General features: G+C 41.7%; 18 protein-coding genes, 7 pseudogenes and 1 riboswitch. Of the genes and pseudogenes, 8 read left to right on the forward strand and 17 right to left on the reverse strand.

The annotated features are described in order from the left end of the window. Positions 1-125 precede the first annotated feature (125 nt). From JCM21738_RS07625 to JCM21738_RS07650, 6 genes and pseudogenes are all read right to left on the reverse strand, one after another. Positions 126-479 carry a hypothetical protein gene (locus JCM21738_RS07625; RefSeq protein WP_023615449.1) on the reverse strand — a complete coding sequence of 118 codons (354 nt, stop codon included), beginning with the start codon at positions 477-479 and terminating at the stop codon, positions 126-128. A 117-nt stretch (positions 480-596) separates the two neighbouring features. Next, positions 597-2,060 carry a DUF4153 domain-containing protein gene (locus tag JCM21738_RS07630; protein ID WP_031307987.1) on the reverse strand — a complete coding sequence of 488 codons (1,464 nt, stop codon included), beginning with the start codon at positions 2,058-2,060 and terminating at the stop codon, positions 597-599. Between the two features lie 62 nt (positions 2,061-2,122). Next, entirely contained in the window at positions 2,123-2,803 is a 681-nt protein-coding gene (locus tag JCM21738_RS07635; RefSeq protein WP_052019596.1) for an HAAS signaling domain-containing protein, read from the reverse strand. After that, positions 2,784-3,131 carry a PadR family transcriptional regulator gene (locus tag JCM21738_RS07640; protein WP_023615452.1) on the reverse strand — a complete coding sequence of 116 codons (348 nt, stop codon included), beginning with the start codon at positions 3,129-3,131 and terminating at the stop codon, positions 2,784-2,786. The genes JCM21738_RS07635 and JCM21738_RS07640 overlap by 20 nt, the downstream gene beginning before the upstream one ends. A 121-nt stretch (positions 3,132-3,252) precedes the next feature. Next, positions 3,253-3,576, reverse strand: coding sequence for a quaternary ammonium compound efflux SMR transporter SugE (gene sugE / locus JCM21738_RS07645; protein WP_023615453.1), 324 nt, complete (start codon positions 3,574-3,576; stop codon positions 3,253-3,255). Between the two features lie 84 nt (positions 3,577-3,660). Continuing rightward, positions 3,661-3,760, reverse strand: a riboswitch (guanidine-I (ykkC/yxkD leader). 44 nt (positions 3,761-3,804) lie between these two features. Continuing rightward, a pseudogene (locus JCM21738_RS07650) lies at positions 3,805-6,161 on the reverse strand (sensor domain-containing protein). A gap of 435 nt (positions 6,162-6,596) precedes the next feature. Here JCM21738_RS07650 and JCM21738_RS27210 point away from each other — a divergent pair. Together JCM21738_RS27210 and JCM21738_RS07655 are read left to right on the forward strand one after the other, a co-directional pair. Then, positions 6,597-6,749 carry a DUF3939 domain-containing protein gene (locus JCM21738_RS27210; protein ID WP_023615455.1) on the forward strand — a complete coding sequence of 51 codons (153 nt, stop codon included), beginning with the start codon at positions 6,597-6,599 and terminating at the stop codon, positions 6,747-6,749. Positions 6,750-6,797: 48 nt separating this feature from the next. After that, the gene (locus tag JCM21738_RS07655) at positions 6,798-7,124 is read left to right on the forward strand and encodes an ArsR/SmtB family transcription factor (RefSeq protein ID WP_081742074.1); all 327 of its coding nucleotides are present in this window, start codon (positions 6,798-6,800) and stop codon (positions 7,122-7,124) included. Between the two features lie 35 nt (positions 7,125-7,159). On the opposite strand, the pseudogene JCM21738_RS07660 reads toward JCM21738_RS07655, so the two are convergent. From JCM21738_RS07660 to JCM21738_RS07670, 3 genes and pseudogenes are all read right to left on the reverse strand, one after another. Then, positions 7,160-8,125 (reverse strand): annotated as a pseudogene (locus tag JCM21738_RS07660) (cation diffusion facilitator family transporter). A gap of 169 nt (positions 8,126-8,294) precedes the next feature. After that, the gene (locus JCM21738_RS07665) at positions 8,295-9,704 is read right to left on the reverse strand and encodes a SpoVR family protein (RefSeq protein ID WP_031307989.1); all 1,410 of its coding nucleotides are present in this window, start codon (positions 9,702-9,704) and stop codon (positions 8,295-8,297) included. A gap of 67 nt (positions 9,705-9,771) precedes the next feature. Next, the gene (locus JCM21738_RS07670; protein ID WP_023615459.1) at positions 9,772-10,095 is read right to left on the reverse strand and encodes a DUF3889 domain-containing protein; all 324 of its coding nucleotides are present in this window, start codon (positions 10,093-10,095) and stop codon (positions 9,772-9,774) included. A gap of 189 nt (positions 10,096-10,284) precedes the next feature. Between JCM21738_RS07670 and JCM21738_RS07675 the strand changes: the two genes are divergently transcribed. Continuing rightward, entirely contained in the window at positions 10,285-10,539 is a 255-nt protein-coding gene (locus JCM21738_RS07675) for a YhdB family protein (RefSeq protein WP_023615460.1), read from the forward strand. Between the two features lie 170 nt (positions 10,540-10,709). Here the strand turns inward: JCM21738_RS07675 and JCM21738_RS07680 are convergent. From JCM21738_RS07680 to JCM21738_RS07695, 4 genes and pseudogenes are all read right to left on the reverse strand, one after another. Continuing rightward, positions 10,710-11,147, reverse strand: a pseudogene (locus JCM21738_RS07680) (GAF domain-containing protein); the annotation flags it as partial. A gap of 44 nt (positions 11,148-11,191) precedes the next feature. Beyond that, on the reverse strand, positions 11,192-11,914 hold the full coding sequence (locus tag JCM21738_RS07685) for an SDR family oxidoreductase (protein ID WP_023615462.1): 723 nt from the start codon (positions 11,912-11,914) through the stop codon (positions 11,192-11,194). Positions 11,915-11,951: 37 nt separating this feature from the next. After that, positions 11,952-13,696: pseudogene (locus tag JCM21738_RS07690) on the reverse strand (phospho-sugar mutase). Between the two features lie 337 nt (positions 13,697-14,033). Further along, a pseudogene (locus JCM21738_RS07695) lies at positions 14,034-15,571 on the reverse strand (GNAT family N-acetyltransferase). 282 nt (positions 15,572-15,853) lie between these two features. On the opposite strand from JCM21738_RS07695, the gene JCM21738_RS07700 reads away from it, so the two are divergent. Together JCM21738_RS07700 and JCM21738_RS07705 are read left to right on the forward strand one after the other, a co-directional pair. Then, the gene (locus JCM21738_RS07700; RefSeq protein ID WP_439645993.1) at positions 15,854-16,288 is read left to right on the forward strand and encodes a disulfide oxidoreductase; all 435 of its coding nucleotides are present in this window, start codon (positions 15,854-15,856) and stop codon (positions 16,286-16,288) included. A gap of 1 nt (position 16,289) precedes the next feature. Next, positions 16,290-16,759: pseudogene (locus tag JCM21738_RS07705) on the forward strand (thioredoxin family protein). Positions 16,760-16,804: 45 nt separating this feature from the next. Here JCM21738_RS07705 and JCM21738_RS07710 read toward each other — a convergent pair. Beyond that, the gene (locus tag JCM21738_RS07710) at positions 16,805-17,203 is read right to left on the reverse strand and encodes a YhcU family protein (RefSeq protein WP_023625480.1); all 399 of its coding nucleotides are present in this window, start codon (positions 17,201-17,203) and stop codon (positions 16,805-16,807) included. A 205-nt stretch (positions 17,204-17,408) separates the two neighbouring features. On the opposite strand from JCM21738_RS07710, the pseudogene JCM21738_RS27690 reads away from it, so the two are divergent. Further along, positions 17,409-18,324, forward strand: a pseudogene (locus JCM21738_RS27690) (RluA family pseudouridine synthase). Positions 18,325-18,387: 63 nt separating this feature from the next. Here the strand turns inward: JCM21738_RS27690 and JCM21738_RS07720 are convergent. The 3 genes from JCM21738_RS07720 to JCM21738_RS07730 form a co-directional block, all read right to left on the reverse strand. Next, a complete protein-coding gene (locus JCM21738_RS07720; RefSeq protein ID WP_031307992.1) occupies positions 18,388-18,642 on the reverse strand; it encodes a GlsB/YeaQ/YmgE family stress response membrane protein in 255 nt (84 codons plus the stop codon). Positions 18,643-19,337: 695 nt separating this feature from the next. Next, a complete protein-coding gene (locus tag JCM21738_RS07725) occupies positions 19,338-19,721 on the reverse strand; it encodes a DUF302 domain-containing protein (RefSeq protein ID WP_023625483.1) in 384 nt (127 codons plus the stop codon). 169 nt (positions 19,722-19,890) lie between these two features. After that, positions 19,891-20,073: an H-type small acid-soluble spore protein gene (locus JCM21738_RS07730; protein WP_023625484.1), complete on the reverse strand. Its 183-nt coding sequence runs from the start codon at positions 20,071-20,073 to the stop codon at positions 19,891-19,893. A gap of 147 nt (positions 20,074-20,220) precedes the next feature. Here JCM21738_RS07730 and JCM21738_RS07735 point away from each other — a divergent pair, with 147 nt between their 5' ends. Together JCM21738_RS07735 and JCM21738_RS27225 are read left to right on the forward strand one after the other, a co-directional pair. Continuing rightward, positions 20,221-21,543, forward strand: a complete 1,323-nt coding sequence (locus JCM21738_RS07735; RefSeq protein ID WP_023625485.1) for a dihydroorotate dehydrogenase — start codon at positions 20,221-20,223, stop codon at positions 21,541-21,543. A 68-nt stretch (positions 21,544-21,611) separates the two neighbouring features. Beyond that, positions 21,612-22,043, forward strand: a complete 432-nt coding sequence (locus tag JCM21738_RS27225; RefSeq protein WP_023625486.1) for a hypothetical protein — start codon at positions 21,612-21,614, stop codon at positions 22,041-22,043. The last annotated feature ends 128 nt before the right edge of the window (positions 22,044-22,171 follow it).

Raw genomic sequence — 22,171 nt, forward strand, 5'->3', positions numbered from 1 at the left:
AAGTTCAGTCCTGAAGAGCGCCAGACCCTGATGAATAAAGGGATTGCGAGTTTATGAAAGTTTTGTGGATAGCTTCAATATTTAGGTATAAAAAAGAGACTGCTATATCGCAATCTCCTAATAAACTATTTTTCCTGCTGGACCATCAGGATTTCTTCCTCAACCCTCCCCAGTTTTAGCAAATGTGAATCCAGGCGTTTGTGAATTGTGCTGAATTCCATATTATTTTTCATTTCTGCCTTGCTTAGTATTTCTTTTAACATGTTTTCGATTTTCGTGCTTTGTGCTTCTTCCATTCTTTCAAGTGCGTCTTTAATATCTGTAATATCGATCTGGTTTGATGTTACGCGATGTTCAATACTATCGACTTTCTCGAGACGGTCGAGTCTTTTTTCTATGTGTTCGGTTCTTTTATTCAATGATTCAATTGAACTCTCAATACCTTTTAAGAGATTAATGATTTCAGATAACCCTTCCATATTGCATGGCTCCCCTTTATTTGGCTTAAGGTTATTTTATCATCATTAACCACATCGATATGTTACAAAACTGGTAACAAAAAGGTTGTTTGTTTGCATTTTTGCCACATTTCATCGTTACTTCAGCTCTAGGTCCCTTAACGCTTTTTCAGCGCTTCTTCTGGACATATTTATGGAGTTCCAGCTTTCTTCTGAATACTGAAGATCTTGCTTTCTTTGCAGCAATAAGTCTGAAAGACCTGGGTGGTCCGGATTAATTTCATAAAGCTCCACAAGGCCCTTCACTCCTTCATAAGACAACGAATTCAGATAGTAAATATCTATTTTTCCGATTTCAGAGTAACGCTCTAAATTGCGTTCGACAACAAATCGATCAAGCTGGATTGTGTTTACCAAAGTATAGAAGATAATTGCTGATAAAATGTAGAAGCGTACAAGCGATAGCCTATCCATCCATATCCTTATCAATGAATAGGATAAAATCAATAGCAGGAAAATCATGAAAGAATGGGCCAGCACCCTGGCAAAGGTAAATCCGTATGCCTCTTCATACATGAACAGACGTATAAAAGCTGAATATAGCATGACTGCGCTGAAGAAAACGAGTAGTGAGAGGAGGCCCCGAATAACCAGCGTCAAAAATTTAGCACTTTTTTCAACATAGGTAACAATTGTTGAGATGATTAGTAAATTCAGCAAAGTGACAAAAAGCAGTTCAAAGAATCCTCTGCGTGCAAATTCAGCATACGTATATCCTTCTTTCAATGATTCACTGAAAAAGTATTGGAACTGGACAACCACGAATAGCAGGTAAACGATATTTAATAAAATCAGCACTGTCAGACTGATCACGCTATCCCACGCCATCTTTTCATTTTGCGCCTGCGGTTCAGGAGGCAGTGGCTGTTTGGTTCTAAGCACCTGCAATAATCCAAAGATCACCAAGGTATAAATGGTGATTGCGATTGTTCGCAAGACCTCTTCTTCGATCTTTAAACCCAATAGCCATCTCGGAATAGTTCCCAGCAGGTTTCCAAACTGCTGGTCAGCAGAAACAAGCAGGTTGACGATGACAAACAAAAGCGGGAATGAAATAGCCACGCCAATCAACACTTTTCGAATCTTTGCACTCTTTCTTTCTTCAAGTCCCCTGACAGCTAATTTTGGAGCATACATAATGAACCTGAGCACATAGGCAATCGCAGCTCCTACTGTTAAAAAGACCTTTTGGACGAATGGCCATCTGTGCCATTGATTCTGTATCGGGTAGGTGACAAGCACAACTTGTATGAGAACCATCACCGGTATCACCAGGATGTTCAGCAAATATAAAATCATATTCGAATTCAGGAAAAAGCAGAGTGAAAGCAGCCAAATTGAAGCAATCAACAGAAGTCCCAGCTTTTTATTCGTAAAGGAGAATGAACGGTACCTCCAGAAAAACACTCCATAAAAGCAAGTGATAAAAATAGGATAAGACAATCCTATTATGCCATTCAAGAATGACCTTTCTGCCAAAATGCCTAAAGCAATACAGACCAGGAAAAATATCCAGTCTCCTTTTTTCAGTTTAAATTCCATTTTCACTCTCTCCCTCCACCTAGAATAACTAGGTATATAGTTTAAAAAAACACTTTGTTATTCTATATACATAGAATATCTATGTAATAGACCAAAAAAATTAGATGGAAGCCTTTTTTCCCCCATCTATATCCAATCCAGCAAATCGGATACAATAGCGCTGTAAAAAGAATACAAATAATAATGAAGATCGGGCTCAGCAGCGGCTGAAACCAATCATGCGGTATCAGCTTGAACAAAGTCAGGTTCATCAGAATGATGTTCGGCAATATGGACAGGATAAAAGTCTTTTTCATCAACCTTCTCCCTTTGTGGCCAAAGCCTTTTCCTATCTCATATCCAAGCAATGCCCAAAAGAAAAGGTAAAGCAAAATGATCACAGCAGGGATCGATGTGAGGCTTTTCCATGCCAGGTCAATGAAAGGGAAATCAAAAAGATTATGTACCAGAGTCAGTATTGTGCCTCCAGCGAAGAAAACCAAATTAGCCAATATGAAAACCCATTGAGTTTTCATTGGTGTCGTTGATAATTCTTCACGCCAGCTATCTGCAATTTCTTCTGGAGACCCCAATCTTGCATAAAGATCAGTGCTAATATCCGACTCATCTCTTTCACTGCCATTGAACTCTTCAAGCATTTCTGTGATATGGCTGTCGTATTCAGCCAAAATCTGCTCTTTGTCTGGATGCTTCCCTAAATGCCTGCCAAGCTCGGTGAGGAAGTCAGTCTTTAACTGGATCATTTTTCGGTCTCCTGATCACTTTGTTCATAACATTGACGAATTGCTGCCACTCTTCTGTCTTCTCTATGAGGACTTCTCTTCCTTCTTCAGTGATCCGATAATATTTCCTGGCCGGTCCTTTTTCCTGCTCCTGCCAATAAAATTCAATGTAATCCTGCTTTTCAAGTTTATGCAGTGCTGGATACAAGGTTCCTTCTTTGACCTGAAGACTATGGTCACTGCGCTTATCCAGTTCTTTCACAAGTTCGTAACCATACATATCCCGTTCATTCAACAGCTGGAGCAGCACAAGAGATGTGCTGCCTTTTAAAAGTTCCCGATTAAACATCCTATCACCTACCTAGTATTAAGAGGTATATATTCGCATCATAATACAATCTGGGTAATTTTGCAAACAGAAAATCAAAAAGCAGACCGCAATCATTTACGAATCTGCTTTTTAAATATGACTAATTGCTTCCGGATGTTGCCTTCAGTCCAATGATGCCGACCAAAATAAATGCTACGAACATCAGCCTTAAAAGATTGCGCGGTTCTCCAAACAGGACAATCCCGAGAATGACTGCGCCTGCAGCTCCGATTCCTGTCCAGATTGCATATGCCGTACCAATCGGCAGAGTTTTAACCGCCATAGACAAAAAATAAAAGCTGATTGCCATCCCTACCAGCGTAATCAACGAAGGTACAGCTTTAGTGAATCCTTCTGTATACTTCAGGCCTATGGCCCACACGACTTCAAATATACCTGCAATAACTAAATAAATCCATGCCATGTTTCTGGACTCCTTTCATGATAAAAAGCGCAGGCCCTGCATGCTGGAGCAGGACTAAAAAAAACCCGAAAGATATCAATGGATATCTCCCGGGTTTTTGTCCCTCCGTGTACACAGGAATTCCTGTGCGCCCTCTCTCGGACCAGACCAGCAAAAGTGCCGCGGAACCCTAGAGGACTTTTCATAAAAGAATAGTAACATAATCAATGCAGCCAGTCAAAACTGCCATCAGGTCTCCTGGGGCTCCCTGTTCATCATTGTTTCATATTCATTTGATGGCAAAGGCGGCGAGTAGAAATAGCCCTGGACTTCTTGACAGCCAAGTGATTTCAACAAATCGATTTGGGATGCCGTTTCAACTCCCTCAGCAATGACCTTTAACTTCAGGTTCGTTGCCATTGAGACAATCGTTGATATGATTTCGCGGTTTTCCTGGGAGTGTGAAATGAAGCTTTGGTCAATTTTTAACCGGTCGACTGATAGTTACTTAAATAGCTCAAAGAACTGTATCCCGTTCCAAAGTCATCGATGCTGACTTCAATTCCAATTTCCCTTAATGCCTGGAGCTGTGAGTTGATACTGTCTTCCTTCTTGATCATGATGCTCTCAGTAACTTCGATTTCAATCAATTCACCATAAAGATTGTACTCCTTAAGGGTATGCTGCATGAACTTCACAAAATCCTCCTGGTAAAAATGGATGATCGAGATGTTGATTGAAGTACGAGGAACCTCGAATCCCTGCTCCTTCCATGTGACAAGCTGACTGAACACCTGCCTGATGATTAATCTCTCGAGGGGTACGATCAAGTTCGCCTCCTCGGCAATCGGGATGAATACACCAGGAGGAATCATTCCATGACGAGGATGCTTCCATCTAGCCAATGCTTCAGCACCGGTTATTTCATTAGTTGTTGCATTGTATTTAGGCTGGTAAAAGACGGTGAGAGAGTTACTATTTATAGCGTTCCGCAATTCATTCTCAAGCTCAAACTTATTCACGTTTTGATCCACCATGCTTTGGTCAAAAAATTGGTAGTGGTTTGCACCGTTTTCTTTCGCCTTATACATCGCCATATCAGCATATTTCAACAATAATTCAAGGTTATTTGTATCTTCAGGATACTTCGAAATCCCAATACTTGCCGTGATCAGGAATTCCATGCCCTCCGCAAAAAGCGGTGACTGGAATTCTCGTACAATCTCATTGGCAATCTTTTCTGGCTGATTTCCTCCAGCAACAAGAATCGCGAATTCATCTCCGCCAATTCTGGCAACAAGGCATTCCTCCGGCATAACTTCTGCAAGCTTCTTGCCGATTTGCATCAAGATCTTATCACCAAACGAATGCCCGAAGGTATCATTGATTCTTTTAAACCGGTCAAAATCAAGATAAATTAACGAAAATGCTTCATCCTTTATAAATAGTGAAGCCATCACTTTCTCTAAGTTTCGTCTATTAGGCAAATTAGTAAGTTCATCATGATATGCCAGATACTCAATCAGCTTGTCTGCTTTTTTCTGTTCTGTTATGTCCCTGACAATCCCAAAGACACCAACTGTTGTATTTTTGACGATGATCCTGACTGCTGTGATCCTCACGTCCGCATATGTCGAATCAGCCTTTTTAAGGGTCGTTTCAATCAATTTCGTCTCGCCGCTAAGGACTTTCATAAAATACTTCCTGATTTTCTTTTCTTCCTCGCTGCCGCCTATCAGATCAATGAAATGCAGTCCTGTTAATTCATTAGGCATATACCCTGTCAGCTCAACAGCCTGTTTATTGACACTTAAAATATATCCCTGTAAATCGACCCTGAACACAGAATCAGGGTTATGGCTGAACAAAGATAAATGGGATTGGACATTTTTCATGATGAGCTTTTCGCCAAACAGGTCAGGAACGAGCATGAATAATAAGTTTGCGGCAGCCATATAAATGAACGGTGCCAGGAAGGAATGGACACCGCTTCCATCCGCAATCTCCAGCATTGAAGTCAAGACGATATATGGAATACCTCCCAATGCCATGCCCCCAAGGACACTCCCTGTATATTTATAATTTTTGATAAACTCATAAATATCCTCGTTTGTAATCTGCATTAAAAATCTGATCAGCGTGAAGGATGTAACCAAAATCATCAAAAATGCCATCACCGATAATATCGGCTGAATCTCGATTGCTTCCCTGAATATTATATAAAATGCCGTATACTCTGCCATCATGATACTAGCTGCGATCAACAGGCTTGTGGATATGTACTGCGATGTGTTCGCGATGTCCCTTTGCGCCAGGCTCAAAGCTGAATAGGACCCAACTCCGCAGATCCCAAAAAATAACAGAAAAAACAAATAAAAATTGCTCGTCGAAAATGGGACGCCTGCGGAAATAATAACAAACAGATGAGTCAGCATAAATATAAGAGCCAAAAGAAGTGAGTAAAGGACCATTTTACGTTTTTTTCTATCAATAGCCTTTTTGATTTGCCTGCTGAATTCAACTGCCATTATTGACGAAATTATTAAAAAAACGACAGTAAGAGCCATATTATTAAAGTCAAATATGTACATATGGGGAATATTCATCCTGCCCCTCGTTTCTGTCTGGTTTATTTGCTTTCGTGGACTAGTGCTCTAAGTATGACAAATTCCGGGAAAAAGAAGGAAGCTTTCTAAATATTATACAATATTCACCACTAATTTTGGATAGTTTTCGCAATTTTCAAAACCATCATTACCAATCTAACGGTAAATTTTATATAATATAAGTAAAAGCCATTCATTTTCTCTAATCCCTCCCCGGTTCCTGCTTCAATCACCAGGTTGAATCTTTCTCAACATATCACAAAAGCAGACTCTTACTTTAATATCGGTAAAACCACAGATTTCTTAACCCCAAGCCCTTTAAAGGCTTTACAAATATATATCGCCGCACGTGTTACTGGATTATTGTGAAATAAGGAAACTTCCTGCCCAAGAAAGGAGGAGATTAGGATGGATAGGGAGCACAACTAATACCCAATGCTGCCTTATAATCCATTATACAGGGTAAACTATTATCAGCTTTTGAAGGCACATTGCCTGGACACCCAGCCAGAGATTGAGCTTTATATCACTAATTACGATGGTCTCGTAACCCATAAAAAGCCAAAGAAGAACAGCACTGGAAATTGAATAACTGTATAAAAGAAAAGATACAGTTATAATAGGAGCAGGAGGCTGATGAACTTGGAAGAAAAGAAAAATAATTCTCCTGATATGGACCTTGATGAGGAAACTTTATTAATCGTTTCACAGACTTTCAAAGCACTTTCAGATCCGACACGGCTCAGAATCCTCCATCTTTTGTTCCAGGGGGAACATTCGGTCAATGAAATAGCGGAAAAACTCTCATTGTTGCAGTCAACCGTTTCACACCAATTGCGCTTTCTTAAAAACCTCAGGCTCGTCAAATTCAGGAGAGAGGGTACATCGCTATATTACACGCATGACGACGAACACGTCATTGACCTGTTAAAGCAAAGCATAGAACATGCCAGCCATCATTGATGAGATTGACCATCAAAATTGGCTGGCATGTTTTTTTAAGACGACACTTGTTTAATCAATTGCAAGGCCCATGCGCGCATGGGCACCCATGCTCTTCCCCTTCTACCTGAAGTACTATGGTCAATTCCAAACCGATCGTGCAACAGCCTTTGTGCTTTATGGAGTACGCGATCATGTGCTCCTTCCCCTTCGACGGCAATATGCCCGCTAAGCATTAACACCCCTGAAGTGATCGACCAAACGTGAACATCATGTACGTCTTTCACTTCTGGAATCTTCATAATTTCATCCTTCACTTCATCCAATTCAATCTCCTGAGGTGTGCCTTCCATCAAGACATGGAAGCTTTCCTTCGTCACCCTCCAGCCGCTGATAATGATGAGAACCGCAACTGCGACGCTTGCAATGGGATCCGCAAGTCCCCAGCCAAAAAAGTAGATCAGCAATGCTGCTGTAATTGCGCCAACCGATCCAAGCATATCTCCCAGTACATGAAGGAAGGCGCTTCTTACATTCAAATTCTCATCTTTGTCACCACCCATCAGTATCCAAGCGGCGATGATATTGACAATTAACCCGATAACCGAAATCGTCAGCATTCCCATGCTTTGTACTTCTGGAGGATCTGTAAAACGTTGATACGCTTCAACAAAAATATAAATCGAGATGATAATTAACGTAAGACCGTTTAAAGCAGCTGCAATGATTTCAAAACGTTTTAAAGCCGAATGTCTTTGAGTGTGTAGCTTTTCTTTCACCAAGTCTCATCGCGAACAAACTCAACCAAGCGCAGCCGCATCACTCAGCATATGGCCAGCGTCTGAAAGCAGTGCAAGGCTGTTTGTAATTACCCCGCCAATCACCTCTACAATCATGAAAGTGGCGATTAGGAGAAAAGCCCAGAATAATGCCTTTTTGTTATTTGTATGACTATGGCTATGACCGTGGCCATGGCTATGACCGTGGCCATGGCCATGGCCATGAGAATGATTATGTCCCATGTGTTTCCCCTCCTTTTCTTATATATGAATATATGCTCATATATATAATTATGACTCATTTACGAATTTGGTTCAATAAAAAGCTTGTCTAAAATTTAAATACCTTTTTATTATGGTTTTTACACAAAAAAAAATTAAACCGCTGAGAATCAGCGGTTTTGTGCTTTCCTTATAAATACTTGCGATGGATTCCCTTCCCATCATAGGTGTATAGCATTGCCCTGCTCTCGACCATCGTTTCGATATGGCATTTCCGTCCCCAAAGCTGATGAATATACGGAAGTACTTTTTCCAGGTATTTAATGTCCAGCTCGATGCCTTCGAAGCCGTGAGTTATATATAACTCTCCATTCTTCAAGTAATCCCCGTCTGTCACGGTCAAATATGGGAATCCCCCATTGACTCTCATGCTGACAAGCTGGTCGCGGACTTGTTCCCACGCTTTATCGACGACTTTGTATTCACGTCCCTGCTTTTGGAAAAGATACATATCTTCACGCATGACCAAATCCTTAGTCAAGTAATTGCGTAAAAATGAAATATCTGATTCGATCTCACGGACTTCAAACATTTTTTCCCGGCCTGATCCTGGTTTTACTCCACGGCGTTTCATTTCCTCAGTCGGGTTATTATAACGTTCTTCGATATCTTCAAAAATTTTGATTCCTAAATAATATGGATTGATCCCTGTTTTGGATGGCTGCACGACCCCGGCATTCAATTTTGCAAACTCAATTGATTCACCGCTCGTCAGGTCCATTTCCCGGAGAATCCGTTGGTGCCAATAAGAGGCCCAGCCTTCATTCATGATTTTTGTCTCAAGCTGCGGCCAAAAATAAAGCATTTCCTCCCGCATCATGGTCATGATATCCCGCTGCCAATCTTCCAGCTCGCGGCTGTAACTTTCAATGAACAATAGCAAATCTTTCTCTGGGCGCGGCGGGAATTTCTTCTTCTTTATCTTCTCTGTTGATTCTGTCTTTTTGGATTCAAGATCCCAAAGATCATCATACGGGGTTGCTATTGTCGTTGGTTCATCCTCGAAATCATCTTCGGCTGACCATGCGAGCTTAGGCCTCATCAACGATGGGTCGATATGCTCTTCGACGGCTAGTACCGCATCAAGGAAAGACTCCACCGCTTGTTTTCCATGCTCGATTTCATATTTACGGATTCTCTCTGCCGTTGCTGCCATGCTTTCGACCATATCACGTTTCGTATTTTGGAAACGAACATTATTTTTAAAGAAATCACAGTGAGCAAGGACATGGGCAACGATTAACTTGTTTTGGATTAACGAATTGGAATCCAACAAGAAGGCATAACAAGGATTTGAATTGATAACCAGTTCATAAATTTTTGAGAGGCCCAAGTCATAATGGAGCTTCATTTTATGAAATTGCTTCCCAAAGCTCCAATGGGAAAATCTCGTTGGCATTCCATAGGCACCAAATGTATAGATGATTTCTGCAGGACATATTTCATACCTCATCGGATAAAAGTCCAGCCCAAAACCTTTTGCGATTTCGGTAATTTCAGAAATGGCATATTCCAGTGACTTTTGATCTTCCGACACCATCTCTCCCCCTTTCACCTCTTACAACAATGTATGAGAAAAAAGGAGAAAGATGAACAGGTTAGAAACTTTACTGCTGCAGTTGTTCGGTAACAGAAAGGCTCAATAATCTGTCATTTTTCACATCATGCGCTACTTGCACAGTGATAATGACAGGTTTTTTATTGACACTGACCTTGTATTGAAATGAGTCAAGTACCTGGCGATCGTCTATCTGCTTCCTGCCCATATACCTATAATTCCGGACTGTCTCATCGGGAAAATCTTCATTGATTACGGCAGTAGCTATCTTTCCATACTTTTCGTAATCAGGAGTTTGAGCATTAACATCCAATCTTTGGGTTCCCATTAACAAAGTCAAAGTCACAGTTATGGCGAAAAAATACTTTTTCATCATACACTCCTTTAAGCTGCTCAGCTTTATAATCACATTCGATATGTAGTCATTCTAAGTTCATTTAACTGCCCAATTATACAGGTAAAACTTGAAAACCCCAGTAAACAGGGTCGTCCAACATTTTCTGAGGAAGTTCCGGCGTCAAATCCATATAATATTATCAACTCCTCATAAGGAGGATTGGATATGAAGAAAACGGATTACGATCGTGCTTTATATTATACGCACCAATCCCAATGGGATAACCTGCTCATCCTTATGGTCAGGACAGAGGACCAGTTCCTGGCTAAAAAGATTGAACATTTTCTCCACGCTTACAACTTTGAAAAAGATTATGCTGTCATTGAAAAACGCCTGTATTCCCTGCTTAGATATATCGACCACGCAAATGAAGCCGCCGGCGATGACTACCTGGAAACCGCTGTAACCGGCTCGATTTAACAAGAGAATTCCACCAAAAAAAATAACACGGCTACCTATATTAAGGTGCCGTGTTTGTTATTTTTTATGCTGTTTCCTATTGTTAATTAATGGTTTATCTTTTTCAAGCGGAGGGCGGTTCCTGGTCCATGAGGCGATTTTTCAAACCAAGTGATGGAAGTCTATTTTCCGGCCCTCATCTCTCCTTGAGCTTCCTGCGCCAGATCCTGTATATACGAAAAAGTATCTTTCAGTTCCGGAGTATCCGCCATTTCTGTGCCAGCCCTTGCAGTTAAACTCAGTGAAAAAAGGAGCTGGTTCACCGAATCATGCAAATCCCTTGCCAGGCGGTTCAGCTCAGCTGCCAACGCGAGATCCTGTTCCTGCTGGGGAAGCCTTATCCTTTTTATTGCCGTTCCAATCTGGAATGCAATTGCCTTAAGCAAGGCGAGTTCATCTTTTTTGAAGTGGGTTTTATGCGGTGAGCCTACATTCAAGACACCAAACTTTTCATCTCCGGCTCTTAACGGAACAGTCGCATGGTGAGTCAAACCATTCGTTTCACCAGCTTTATTGTTGATTGCATCCTCAAGTCTTTTACACTCGAAGATATTCGTTGTTTTATTTAATAAAAAAAAAATCCGAAGAGGGAATTCCTCTTCGGACTCTGCTATTAAGCAATCGGGTAGTTCTGGACTAGCGGATGGATGACGATTTCATCAATCAGCATATGTTTCGGAGCGGATGCCATATAGACAACTGCGTTTGCGATGTCCTCCACCTTCAGCCAGTCATGTTTCTCAGGAAGACCCTGCTTTGAATCTGCGAAATAAGTATCAACCATTCCTGGATTAATGGTGCCAACACGGATTCCGTATTCCCTGACTTCCTGCGCAAGTGCCCCGCTGAAGCCTTGGACAGCGTACTTTGAAGCTGTATAGGCACTTCCGTTTGGAATCGTATATCTGCCAACATCAGAAGATATTGTGATGATCATGCCAGATTTACGCTCCTTCATATGAGGCAGCACGGCTTTCGCACCAAGGAATACACCCTGGACATTTACTTCAAATAGCTTTTTCCATTCTTCAACCGTTACTTCTTCGGCCAGTTTGAAAAAGCCGATTCCCGCATTATTGACAAGTACATCAACCTGACCGAATGCTTCTAGCGTTATATCAACAAGGTTTTTCACCTGCTGCTCATCGCTGACATCAGTCTGGACTGCAATGACATCAGAAAAACCCTTCTGCTTCAACTCTTCCGCAGTTTTGTTGATTTCTTCAGAGCTTCCTGCAACCACAAGTTTCATTCCCTGTTCAGCTAATTTCACGGCGATTTCCTTGCCGATCCCTCTTGATGCACCTGTGACGATTGCGACTTGTTCTTTTAACAATGTGACAACTTCCTTTCAGATCAATCTCTAAGTTGATTTACAGGTTCTTTGCTGCTTGCATTTTCTTTTCAACTACCTCCATGAAATCCTGTTCGATTTTTTGGAGTTTCTGGATACTTTCAGCCAGGCTCTTATCGTTCACACCAAAATAAAACTTAATTTTCGGCTCAGTCCCGGATGGGCGAAGGCACACCCATGTGCCATCCTCAAGATAGTATTTGATGACATTTGAAGAAGGAAGCTGGATTTTTTCTTCCTCGTTGTTTTCATTCACTCTTACACTTGTTAAATAATCTTCCACTGCGGTAACTTTCAATTCACCAAGCTGCTTAAGCGGCTCCTGGCGGAAGACTCCAAGTGTCTTCTGGATCAACTCCGCACCCTCTTTTCCTTTTAACGTCAGGGAACGAAGTCCTTCCTGGTAGTAACCATACTCTTCAAATACACTAAGAAGCGCTTCGTACAAGGACATGCCCTTCTTTTTGTAATATGCGCAAACCTCGACAGCGAGCATTGCCGCCTGTACTGCATCTTTATCACGGGCAAAGTCGCCAATCAAGTATCCATAGCTTTCTTCATAGCCAAACAGGAATTTATACTCTCCTGAGTCTTCATATTGCTTGATTTTTTCAGCTATGAATTTGAAGCCAGTCAGGACATCGATTGTATTGATTCCGAAAGATGAAGCGATCTTGCGGCCAAGTTCGGATGTAACGACTGTTTTGAACACGGCTCCCTTCGCAGGAAGGGTTTCTTTCGCTTGCTTTTGCTTCAGGATATAGTGCAGCAGCAGTGCTCCAGTCTGGTTTCCTGTCAGGACAACATACTCCCCATCTGCATCTTTAACAGCGATACCAAGACGGTCACCGTCCGGATCTGTGGCGATCAGCAAATCCGCATCGATTTTCTTTCCTTCACGGAATGCCAGCTCAAATGCAGAATGCTCTTCTGGATTCGGGCTTTTTACGGTAGAAAACTCAGGATCAGGAAGCTCCTGTTCCTTTACTACTGTGACATTCTGGTATTTCAGGTTTGTCAGGATATCGCGCACCGGCCTATTGGCAGTACCATGCAACGGCGTGAATACTACTTTTACATCGGCTTCATCTGCCAGCGTCGGATTTTCGGAAATCGTCATCAGTTTCTCTAGATAAGCGCGATCCACTTCAGATCCAATCATCTTGATCAAGCCTTTTTCCTTCAACTCTTGCTCGTCCATTACCTCGATCGATAGTTCATTTTCGATTTCGTTTACCTTGGCAATTACTTCATCAGCACTATTTGGTGGAAGCTGGCCACCATCCGGACCATACACTTTATAGCCATTATATTCAGGAGGATTATGGCTGGCGGTTATGACGATTCCTGCATAAGCGTGCAGGTGCCGCACCGCGAATGACAGCTCCGGAGTAGGCCGCAGTTCTTCAAAAACATATGTCTGGATGCCCCGCGTCGCTAATGTTCTTGCAGCCTCCATTGCGAATTCGGGTGATTTATGGCGTGAATCATAAGCGATCGCCACACCTCGCTGCTTCGCTTCATTTCCTTGTTCTTCTATGTATGCTGCCAGGCCGCTGACGCCTTGCGGACAGTGTATAAGTTCATGCGGTTGGTACCAGCACCAATTTCTCCGCGCATACCACCAGTCCCAAATTCCAGATTTTTATAAAAAGCTTCCTCTAGGTGTTTCTCGTTTTCTTTAAATGAGCCAAGCTCAGTTTTTAGCTCAGGATCCAACCCTGCAAACCCAAGCCATTTCTCAGCGTTCTTTTTCCAATCCATCAAATGACCTCCCAAAAAATAGATTTGAATCTTACAGCTAATTATAAAACAAGATGGAGCTTGATTGATAACTTTTATGCTAACTTGTCAATTTGTTTTCATATCATTTCAGTGTTTTGTAAAAAGTCCGGGTTTCAGGAATCCCATATACTTTTCCGTTTTCTGGAATTTTAGTGCACCAATACGCTTTATCGGTGTGCTCTTTCCAGGTTTCTGGGATTTTCAGGAACCGAGCGCAAATCGAAAAATGCGCCCTCTGCCAATTCTAATCTCACTGAAAAACACCTGGGAATCCAGCTTTTTTCCCCCAGGTGCCGCACTTACCCTACTTCTACTTCTACTTCTTATACTGAATCCGATAAATATCATGCCTGCGGTCTTTCAGCTGGCGGACTGTGCCGTCCTGGCGCTGGCGGCGCAGGATTTCGAGGTCGACATCGCCAATCATGACCATTTCAATATTCGGATTGGTTTCACCGACAATCCCGTCCCTGGCGAATTCGAAATCAGATGGCGCGAAAATCCCAGACTGGGCATATTGGATATCCATGTTTTCTGTTTGCGGCAGGTTGCCGACGGTACCAGAAATGACAGTGTAGACCTGGTTCTCGACAGCTCTTGCCTGAGCACAGTATCGTACTCGCAGGTAGCCCTGGCGATCTTCGGTACAAAACGGTGTGAAAATGATTTTGGCTCCCATATCAGTGGCAATCCTAGCAAGCTCTGGGAATTCGATATCATAACAAATCTGGATTGCGATTTTGCCGCAGTCTGTATCGAACACCTTCAACTCATCGCCGCGGCTGATGCCCCACCATCTGCGTTCATTTGGTGTGATATGAAGCTTATATTGCTTATCAATTGTCCCATCCCGGCGGAACAAGTAAGAGATATTGTAAATTTCGTCATCTTCTTCTTTTACCAAATGCGAACCTCCAATGATGTTGACATTATAACGGACGGCCAGATCGGTAAAAAGCTCGATGTACTGCTCTGTATATTCAGTCACCCTGCGGATAGCCAGCGAAGGTGATTTTTCATCCATGAAGGACATAAGCTGTGTCGTGAAGATTTCCGGGAATACAGCAAAATCCGATCCTGCATCCGCTGCAACATCCGTAAAGTATTCAACCTGGTGTGCCAAATCTTCAAACGATTTTATTTTCCTCATCATATACTGGACAACACAAATCCGGACTGGATTGCTGGTTTTATAAAATCTTTTCGAATTTGGCTGGTAATCGACATTATTCCATTCCATCAATGTCGCGTACTTATTCGACTGGAGATCATCCGGCAGATAGTTGGGATTAATCCTCATCAGCGTGAAGTCATTCCTCAGCTGGAATGAGAGTACCGGGTCATAGATCTTGTGAGATGCGACCTGCCGTACATATTCACGAGGTGACATTTCTTCCGCATGCAAATGATAATTCGGTATCCTGCCGCCGATGATGATGCTTTTCAAGTTCATTTGCCTTGCAAGATCCTTTCTTGCTTCATATAAACGGTAGCCAACCTTCATCCTCCTGAATTCAGGATGTGTCATGACTTCAATTCCATATAAGTTATAGCCATCTGGATTATGGTTCGAAATATAGCCTTCATCTGTGACATCATCCCAGCTGTGGCGATCGTCGTATTCATCAAAGTTTATAATCAGACTTGAGCAGGACCCGACTACTTTCCCATCATATTCGGCGACAAATTGGCTTCAGGAAAGATTTCAAGATGGCTTTCCAGCTGATCCCGCTTCCATGGCTCCATACCCGGAAAGCAGCTGTTCTGCATTTTGATAATCTCATCAATATCCTCTTGCTTCGTATTGCGGATGATCATTCTTTTTTCAAATTTGGACAAATCCAATTCACTCATACAATCCTGCATCCTTTCTGTCATAAAAAAATCGCTATTTAACAATTACTTACTATTTATGTAAAAAACAAACCACCTTAAAAATCATTATCATATTCCTATACCCTAAATTCATCGGTTATAACTCTTTATTTAGCTTCTCCCTTTATATTGGGAAAAATTATTTCACATAATGTTAATTGAATTATTTTATTACATTCCTTAAGATGTAATGAGAGATAGTTGTTTCTTTTATAAAGAATGTTTAAATAGAGATTACATAGCTTAGGGGAGATTAGCTTGATAGAGACGAAAAAAGATTCGAGGGAGTCGTATTTATTTGCGGCTTGGGCTACATCGATCATCGCCATGTTCGGCAGTTTGTATTTCTCAGAAATCCGCCAGTATGAGCCATGCCTCCTGTGCTGGTATCAGAGAATCCTGATGTATCCGTTTGCGTTAATACTGGGGATTGCTGTTGTCAAAAAGGATTATAAGATTACCTTCTATACCATGATTATGGCAGCTGTCGGCGGATTAATATCTCTTTTCCATTATTCATTGCAAAAAGTGCCATTCATGGCTGATAATGCTGATACTTGCGGGAGAGTGCCTTGTACAGGCCAATATATCAATTGGCTTGGTTTTATCACCATCCCATTCCTTGCTTTAACTGCTTTTATCATTATTTTTTCACTAAGCATGTTGATCTGGAAGAAATCTAAGGAGGAAGCGTAATTTGAAAAAGGTCATTATTTTTCTATTAATTATCGTTGGATTATTCGCAGCATTATTTTTTCTAAATAAAGCGCAAAATGAGGAAAAAGCAGAGGGTAATCCGTATGGCAAGGATACTCTTCATCCTGAAACCGTCAAACAGCTGGATGATCCGAACTATCAAAATATCATCCTGCCTGAAGAACTGGATAAAAAAATCGAAAACGGTGAGGATGTTACCGTGTATTTCCACAGTCCAACCTGCCCACACTGCGTTCGCACCACGCCTATTGTTGCACCTCTTGCAGAGGATATGGGTGTTGATCTTTTGCAATATAACCTTTTAGAGTTTGAACAAGGCTGGAATGATTATGGCATCGAATCGACTCCAACCATTGTACAGTACAAGATGGTAAAGAAGTCAACAGGATCGTTGGCTACCAGGAAGAACCGACTTTCGAAGATTGGTTCAATGAAAATACCTTAAAATAACGTCAAAACGCCTGCGATTCGCAGCGTTTTCATTTAAATTTGATTTTAAAGTAACAGACTATTGGCGGCTTTTGTATACGTACTGATATAATCTAGATGGACATGCTTGGAGTCAGAAAATTGACTGTAATTAAACGGGAAACAGATTCCATAGTCTGTCAATGTCTGGACATTTTTACGGAACATCGACTGATATTTTTCCGGAATATGGCCAGACTCCAAAATAGAGATCAATGTCTGCATACTTGTGATTACCTGGAAAGCATCTCCAAGTGTACTGAATCTCTCGAACTGCTCGGGTCTTGTATGTAATACTTCAAGCCTTTCAAATTCATGAATGTCTTCATCTGAAAAGTACAATGGAAAAATATCAGTATAAAAATACCTTGCCAGTTCTACTACTTTCTCTTCTTGTCCGGGAGTAGACGCAAAAACAATTTTCAAGGATCGACCCACCTTTTTTAACCCTTTGTAATCTATTCGTAATATATATACCTAGAATAACATATCCATTCCATTTTTCTGGGTGGTAATTATGTCCATGCATGCGGTAAAAGTTGACATATTCCTATTAAACGCAAACGAGTTTATATACGGCTTTTTCATAGAGAAAAATAATCTACATTACCAAAGTCAGGAGACAAATATGATACACACTAACAAAAAAGGCGATTGGTTTGAACTGGCCATTCCCGCTGAATGGGAAAGTTACACTCTTGAAACGCTTTTTAGGGAATTTTGGAAGGTTCCAAAAAATTAGTCCATCAATTAAGGCTGGAAAAGAACGTGCTGATTAACGGGAATGTTCCTGATTGGACACATCACTTCAAAAAGAATGACCGCTTAAGCATGAAGCTTTTTACTGAAGAAGAGGCTACCGTCATCCCAGAATACTTGAATGTTGATATCATCTATGAGGATGACCACCTGATCGTATTCAATAAGCCTGCCGGAATGGATACTCATCCAAACGAGAGCGGCCAGGTTGCACTCTGGTGAACGGGGCTGCTTACCATATGCAGTCAAATGGAGAGCTTACACGCCCCCGTCATATACACAGGCTTGACCGTGAGACAACAGGCGCCGTACTTTTTGCCAAAAACCCGCTCATGACAGCGATTTTCGATAAAATGCTGGAGGAACGTGCCATTAAAAGAACATACCTGGCATTGGCTGACGGGATCATCAGACAAAAAAAAGGAACCATCAATAAACCAATCGGCCGTGACCGTCATCATCCAACAAGAAGAAGAGTTTCGGAAACAGGACAGCAGGCCATCACCCACTTTAAAGTACTGGACCAAATGAAACATAAAGATCTGACCCTTGTCCAATGTATACTGGATACCGGCAGGACCCATCAAATCCGGGTGCATTTCAGCGCTATAGGGCATCCACTGGCTGGAGACAGCCTCTACGAAGGAAGCGATACATTTCACAGGCAAGCGCTGCATGCGGTAAAGATGGAATTCACCCATCCGTTTACACAGGAAAAAATAATCTGCCACGCACCTTTTATCGACCAACCGCCGATATTTTTTAATATTGATCCATATGAGATTTAAAATTTATTATGGAAATGGCTAGAAAATCACAAAAAAAATCCTTCCGTAGTGGAAGGATTTTTATTAGTCAGCTTTACGCATACTCTTCATTACAAGGCTGACGATGAATACTAATGCAATCGCACCGATCAATGCCGGGACAATCGCAAAGTCAGCAACTACAGGTCCCCAGTCTCCTAAGATTGCTTGTCCAATCCAAGCACCTACGAAACCAGCGATGATGTTACCGATTACGCCGCCAGGAATATCTCTACCCAAGATCAATCCTGCTAACCACCCAATAATACCACCAATAATTAATGCCCAAAGAAAACTCATCATAATGTTATTCCTCCTTAAAATTTAGATGTATTTTACAAGTAGTAATAGTGCAAAGGGTTTTTACACCCTTTTAAAGAGTTCAAACTGCAGTGATGTAAAATTAGCTATGCTGATTTTCGTTGCTTCCCGGGAGCTAAACAGCTTGCTCTAACCTTATATTACCTCAATTTCCATGGTGTTAAACCAAGGGGTTCTGCAGTCTAACATGCAGAATTCTAAGATGTTGAATTTTGTTGTTTTCTGCTTGTACACCTACATTACCACCCACGGATTATTTTAAAACCTTGCGGATGATAATTTAACCTTTAACGTATCACGCAGTGTTCTCTTTCTTTTAATATATCCATATTGCAAAATAAAAAACGGACTGATTGGAATTCAATCCGTCATTCCGAAAAATTTCTTAGCCTCCATCAAATGCTGTTTAAACTGCTTTAAAAATCAATATGGTCAGAATCGGCCCCAAAACGCTGGTTAAACTTTTATACAAATCAAAACGGCTGCCAATCTGACAGCCGCCAAATCTATATAAACGGCTCATCGGCCGAAATTTTTCGTTTTAATTAATCTTTAAGTTCCCGGCAAAAATTCGTCCTAAACAGCCGGACAAAACAAATTTTCAAAATGGGCTTATCTTTATTTTTCAAAACGAAAAAGCCCGGGACAGAACCCGGACTTCATGTTGTTTTAAATTACTTAATATTGTCAATAGCACCGATCAGCCTTTTTTCGATGTCTGCCGCGATTGTCTGTAAATCATCATTTTCCACAAATTTAATTAGTTCCGTTGGCTTTGGAAGGCCGACCTTGGTTGCGCCATTTTCTTTATATACTACAATTTTGCAAGGGAGAAAATAGCTTACGATAGGGTTCTTTTCAAGTACTCTTTTCGCTTCATGTGGATTGCACACTTCAAGGATGATATAGTCACCGTCAAGTTCCACACCTTTACCAGCTAATGTTTCCTTCATATTCAGTGACCAGAGGACACCGAATTTCTCCTCTTTCAAGCTTGCCTCAAGTGCTGATACTGCTTCATTCATTGACTTGTCCACTTCAATCGTATGATGGAACATGTTCATCTCTCCTTTCGATTTTAAAAAATACCTCAATTTAATAGCAGATAAACCACTATAGGTATTATAAATATTGTGCCATAGGAAAAAACCGCCGTACACTATTTTGCATTCCGGCGGCCTGCATGCTTAAGTATGGAGGTACTTCCTCCTTTTCTATCGTCGTTGCTTAAGATCTTTCCTGCAGCTCAGTAATCTCCACAGTTGTCCTTTCTTCCAATGGCCCACGCAGATGGACAGTGGCAGTGCGGCCGTCCTCATTCAAATGGTCAATCCACACGGATGCACCGTTATAAATCACATCTATTTCTGCTGACGATGACAGTATCTGTCTTACTCGATTCAAGTCCATATTCCTACCTCCGCAATCAAATTTTCTCCACTATTTTAGCTAGAAGCATTTCTTTTTATTCGCTCTGGAGAATTATATATCCCTGATTGCCACAAATTTGGAAAATTGCGATAGAATAAAAGTAACGTATAAATTCAGGAGGTCATTATGCCTGATTGGTCATATCACCCATTATTTAAACCATGGCTGTCCACCTTGCCCGGAAATGCAGGACGGGAATTCATCCACCGTGGAATGTCCACCATCGCAAAGTTTCCAGGGGGAAGAACTTTCATCGAGTTTCTTGGGCATATGTCTCCCTCGGAAAAACTGCACGGCAATCTGTTTGGACTTCAATTCAGTAGCCCGGTTGGATTAAGCGGGAAGATTGATCCGCAATTATCCGGGATTGAAGCCTTCCCGAATCTTGGCTTTGGGGCAATTGAAGTTGGTCCCATCACTAAATTTCCGAGAGAGCCCAAAACAGCAGGATCTCTTTCAATAACTAATGATGCCTTGATCCTGCCTGAACATGCCGAGACGATTGGACTTAACGCCACAAAAAATAAACTAACAAAGTCGCGGACAGTGCCTGTCCTGATTCGGCTAGAGGAACCGCAAATCATTGCTGAGCATTTAAAAGATACTGGCGATGCCTTCATAATTGAAATTGATTCAATTGAAAGCATTGATGATCTCACACATATAAAAACGGTGCTTGAAAACAAGCCTGTCCTTTTAGCTATCAGGCATTCTGCTGTTGCTGACAACCTTTTGAAGGTTAAATCAGCCAGTCAGTTTGTGGACGGAATAATGATTGAAGAAGATCGAAAGTTAACTGCCGGAACACAGGTCTTGCCACTTCAGCAAACAGATGGATTGATACATGCTCTGAACATGATAAAAAATGAAATTGATTTACCGGTCGTTACCTCTGGAGGCGTTGCTGAACCCGCCGATGCGCTCGACCTTTTTGAGGCAGGTGCGGAGCTGGTCTTTTTATCGGGGGGCTATGTCGCATCAGGGCCTGGGTTGCCAAAAAGAATCAATGAAGCCCTCCTAGACAAACTGGGAGACGAGAGGAACGAACTTCCTGGCTGGATCTGGTATTGGCTGTTCGGACTTTTCATCCTGATTGGAGGAGCACTCGTCTTATTCTTCAGTTTTACGAAGGTCATCCTCTTCTATGATGAAGCATTCATGCAAATGACCAGGCTTGAATTGATGGCCTATAATCCCAATCTTTATAAATTTATGTCACATGACAGGATGACACTTGCTGGCACCATGATTTCTGGAGGCTTCATCTATATGCAGCTGGCACTGCACGGCATCCGCTACGGAATCCATTGGGCAAGAAAAGCTTTTAATATCGGGGCGATTACTGGATTCCTGGGAATTATACTTTTTTTCTCGGATTCGGTTATTTCGACTGGCTGCACGGTTTGTTCTGGCTCATTTTGCTTCCTTTTTACATCATGGGCTACATAAAAACACGCTCAGCAACTCAATCGCCTTCATCAAAAAACCGCACAAACCATTCATCCTGGAAGAAAGCAGTGTATGGCCAGCTCATGTTTGTCATCCTCGGTTTCTCCTTTGTGCTCGGAGGGATTGTCATTTCGACAATTGGTGCGACATACGTGTTTGTTGATACCGACCTGACATATATCTGCATGACACCAGACCAACTGAATGCGCTGAACGAAAAATTGATACCCGTCATTGCACACGACCGCGCAGGCTTTGGCAGCGCACTCTTCAGTGTTGGTTTTCTTGTATTAACGCTGTCGCTGTGGGGATTCCATGAAGGATCTGCCTGGGTTTGGAGGACCTTCCTGATCGGAGGAATACCCGCTTTTTCAGCAGGAATTTTCACACATCTGTATATAGGTTACATCGATTTCATCCACCTGCTTCCCGCCTACTTTGCGTTGGCGCTTTACATTGGAGGATTGTTGCTAACGAAGGATTATTTTAAAAAAAGTTGACTTAGAGGTGCAGACAAAACCTTGGGATGGTTCCTTGTCTGCAGTTTTTTTGCACTGATGCTGTTATACCTAAAACTGCCCAAAAATTACAGCGGCCCTTTGAAAATGGAATGTATGAAGTCCTTAGG

The sequence above is a fragment of the Mesobacillus boroniphilus JCM 21738 genome (assembly GCF_000517385.1).
GTDB lineage: Bacteria > Bacillota > Bacilli > Bacillales > Cytobacillaceae > Mesobacillus > Mesobacillus boroniphilus.

Bases quoted from the DNA above. Each gene is read 5' to 3' on its own strand.
- JCM21738_RS07720 (WP_031307992.1), bottom strand. From the start codon at position 18,642: ATGAGTTTTCTTTGGGCATTAATTATTGGTGGTATTATTGGGTGGTTA.
- JCM21738_RS07635 (WP_052019596.1), bottom strand. From the start codon at position 2,803: ATGATCCAGTTAAAGACTGACTTCCTCACCGAGCTTGGCAGGCATTTA.
- JCM21738_RS07670 (WP_023615459.1), bottom strand. From the start codon at position 10,095: ATGAAAAAGTATTTTTTCGCCATAACTGTGACTTTGACTTTGTTAATG.
- JCM21738_RS07725 (WP_023625483.1), bottom strand. From the start codon at position 19,721: ATGTTCCATCATACGATTGAAGTGGACAAGTCAATGAATGAAGCAGTA.
- JCM21738_RS07735 (WP_023625485.1), top strand. From the start codon at position 20,221: ATGCCTGATTGGTCATATCACCCATTATTTAAACCATGGCTGTCCACC.
- JCM21738_RS07640 (WP_023615452.1), bottom strand. From the start codon at position 3,131: ATGTTTAATCGGGAACTTTTAAAAGGCAGCACATCTCTTGTGCTGCTC.
- JCM21738_RS07655 (WP_081742074.1), top strand. From the start codon at position 6,798: ATGAACTTGGAAGAAAAGAAAAATAATTCTCCTGATATGGACCTTGAT.
- JCM21738_RS07675 (WP_023615460.1), top strand. From the start codon at position 10,285: ATGAAGAAAACGGATTACGATCGTGCTTTATATTATACGCACCAATCC.
- sugE (WP_023615453.1), bottom strand. From the start codon at position 3,576: ATGGCATGGATTTATTTAGTTATTGCAGGTATATTTGAAGTCGTGTGG.
- JCM21738_RS27210 (WP_023615455.1), top strand. From the start codon at position 6,597: ATGCTGCCTTATAATCCATTATACAGGGTAAACTATTATCAGCTTTTG.
- JCM21738_RS07630 (WP_031307987.1), bottom strand. From the start codon at position 2,060: ATGGAATTTAAACTGAAAAAAGGAGACTGGATATTTTTCCTGGTCTGT.
- JCM21738_RS07665 (WP_031307989.1), bottom strand. From the start codon at position 9,704: ATGGTGTCGGAAGATCAAAAGTCACTGGAATATGCCATTTCTGAAATT.
- JCM21738_RS07730 (WP_023625484.1), bottom strand. From the start codon at position 20,073: ATGGACTTGAATCGAGTAAGACAGATACTGTCATCGTCAGCAGAAATA.
- JCM21738_RS07625 (WP_023615449.1), bottom strand. From the start codon at position 479: ATGGAAGGGTTATCTGAAATCATTAATCTCTTAAAAGGTATTGAGAGT.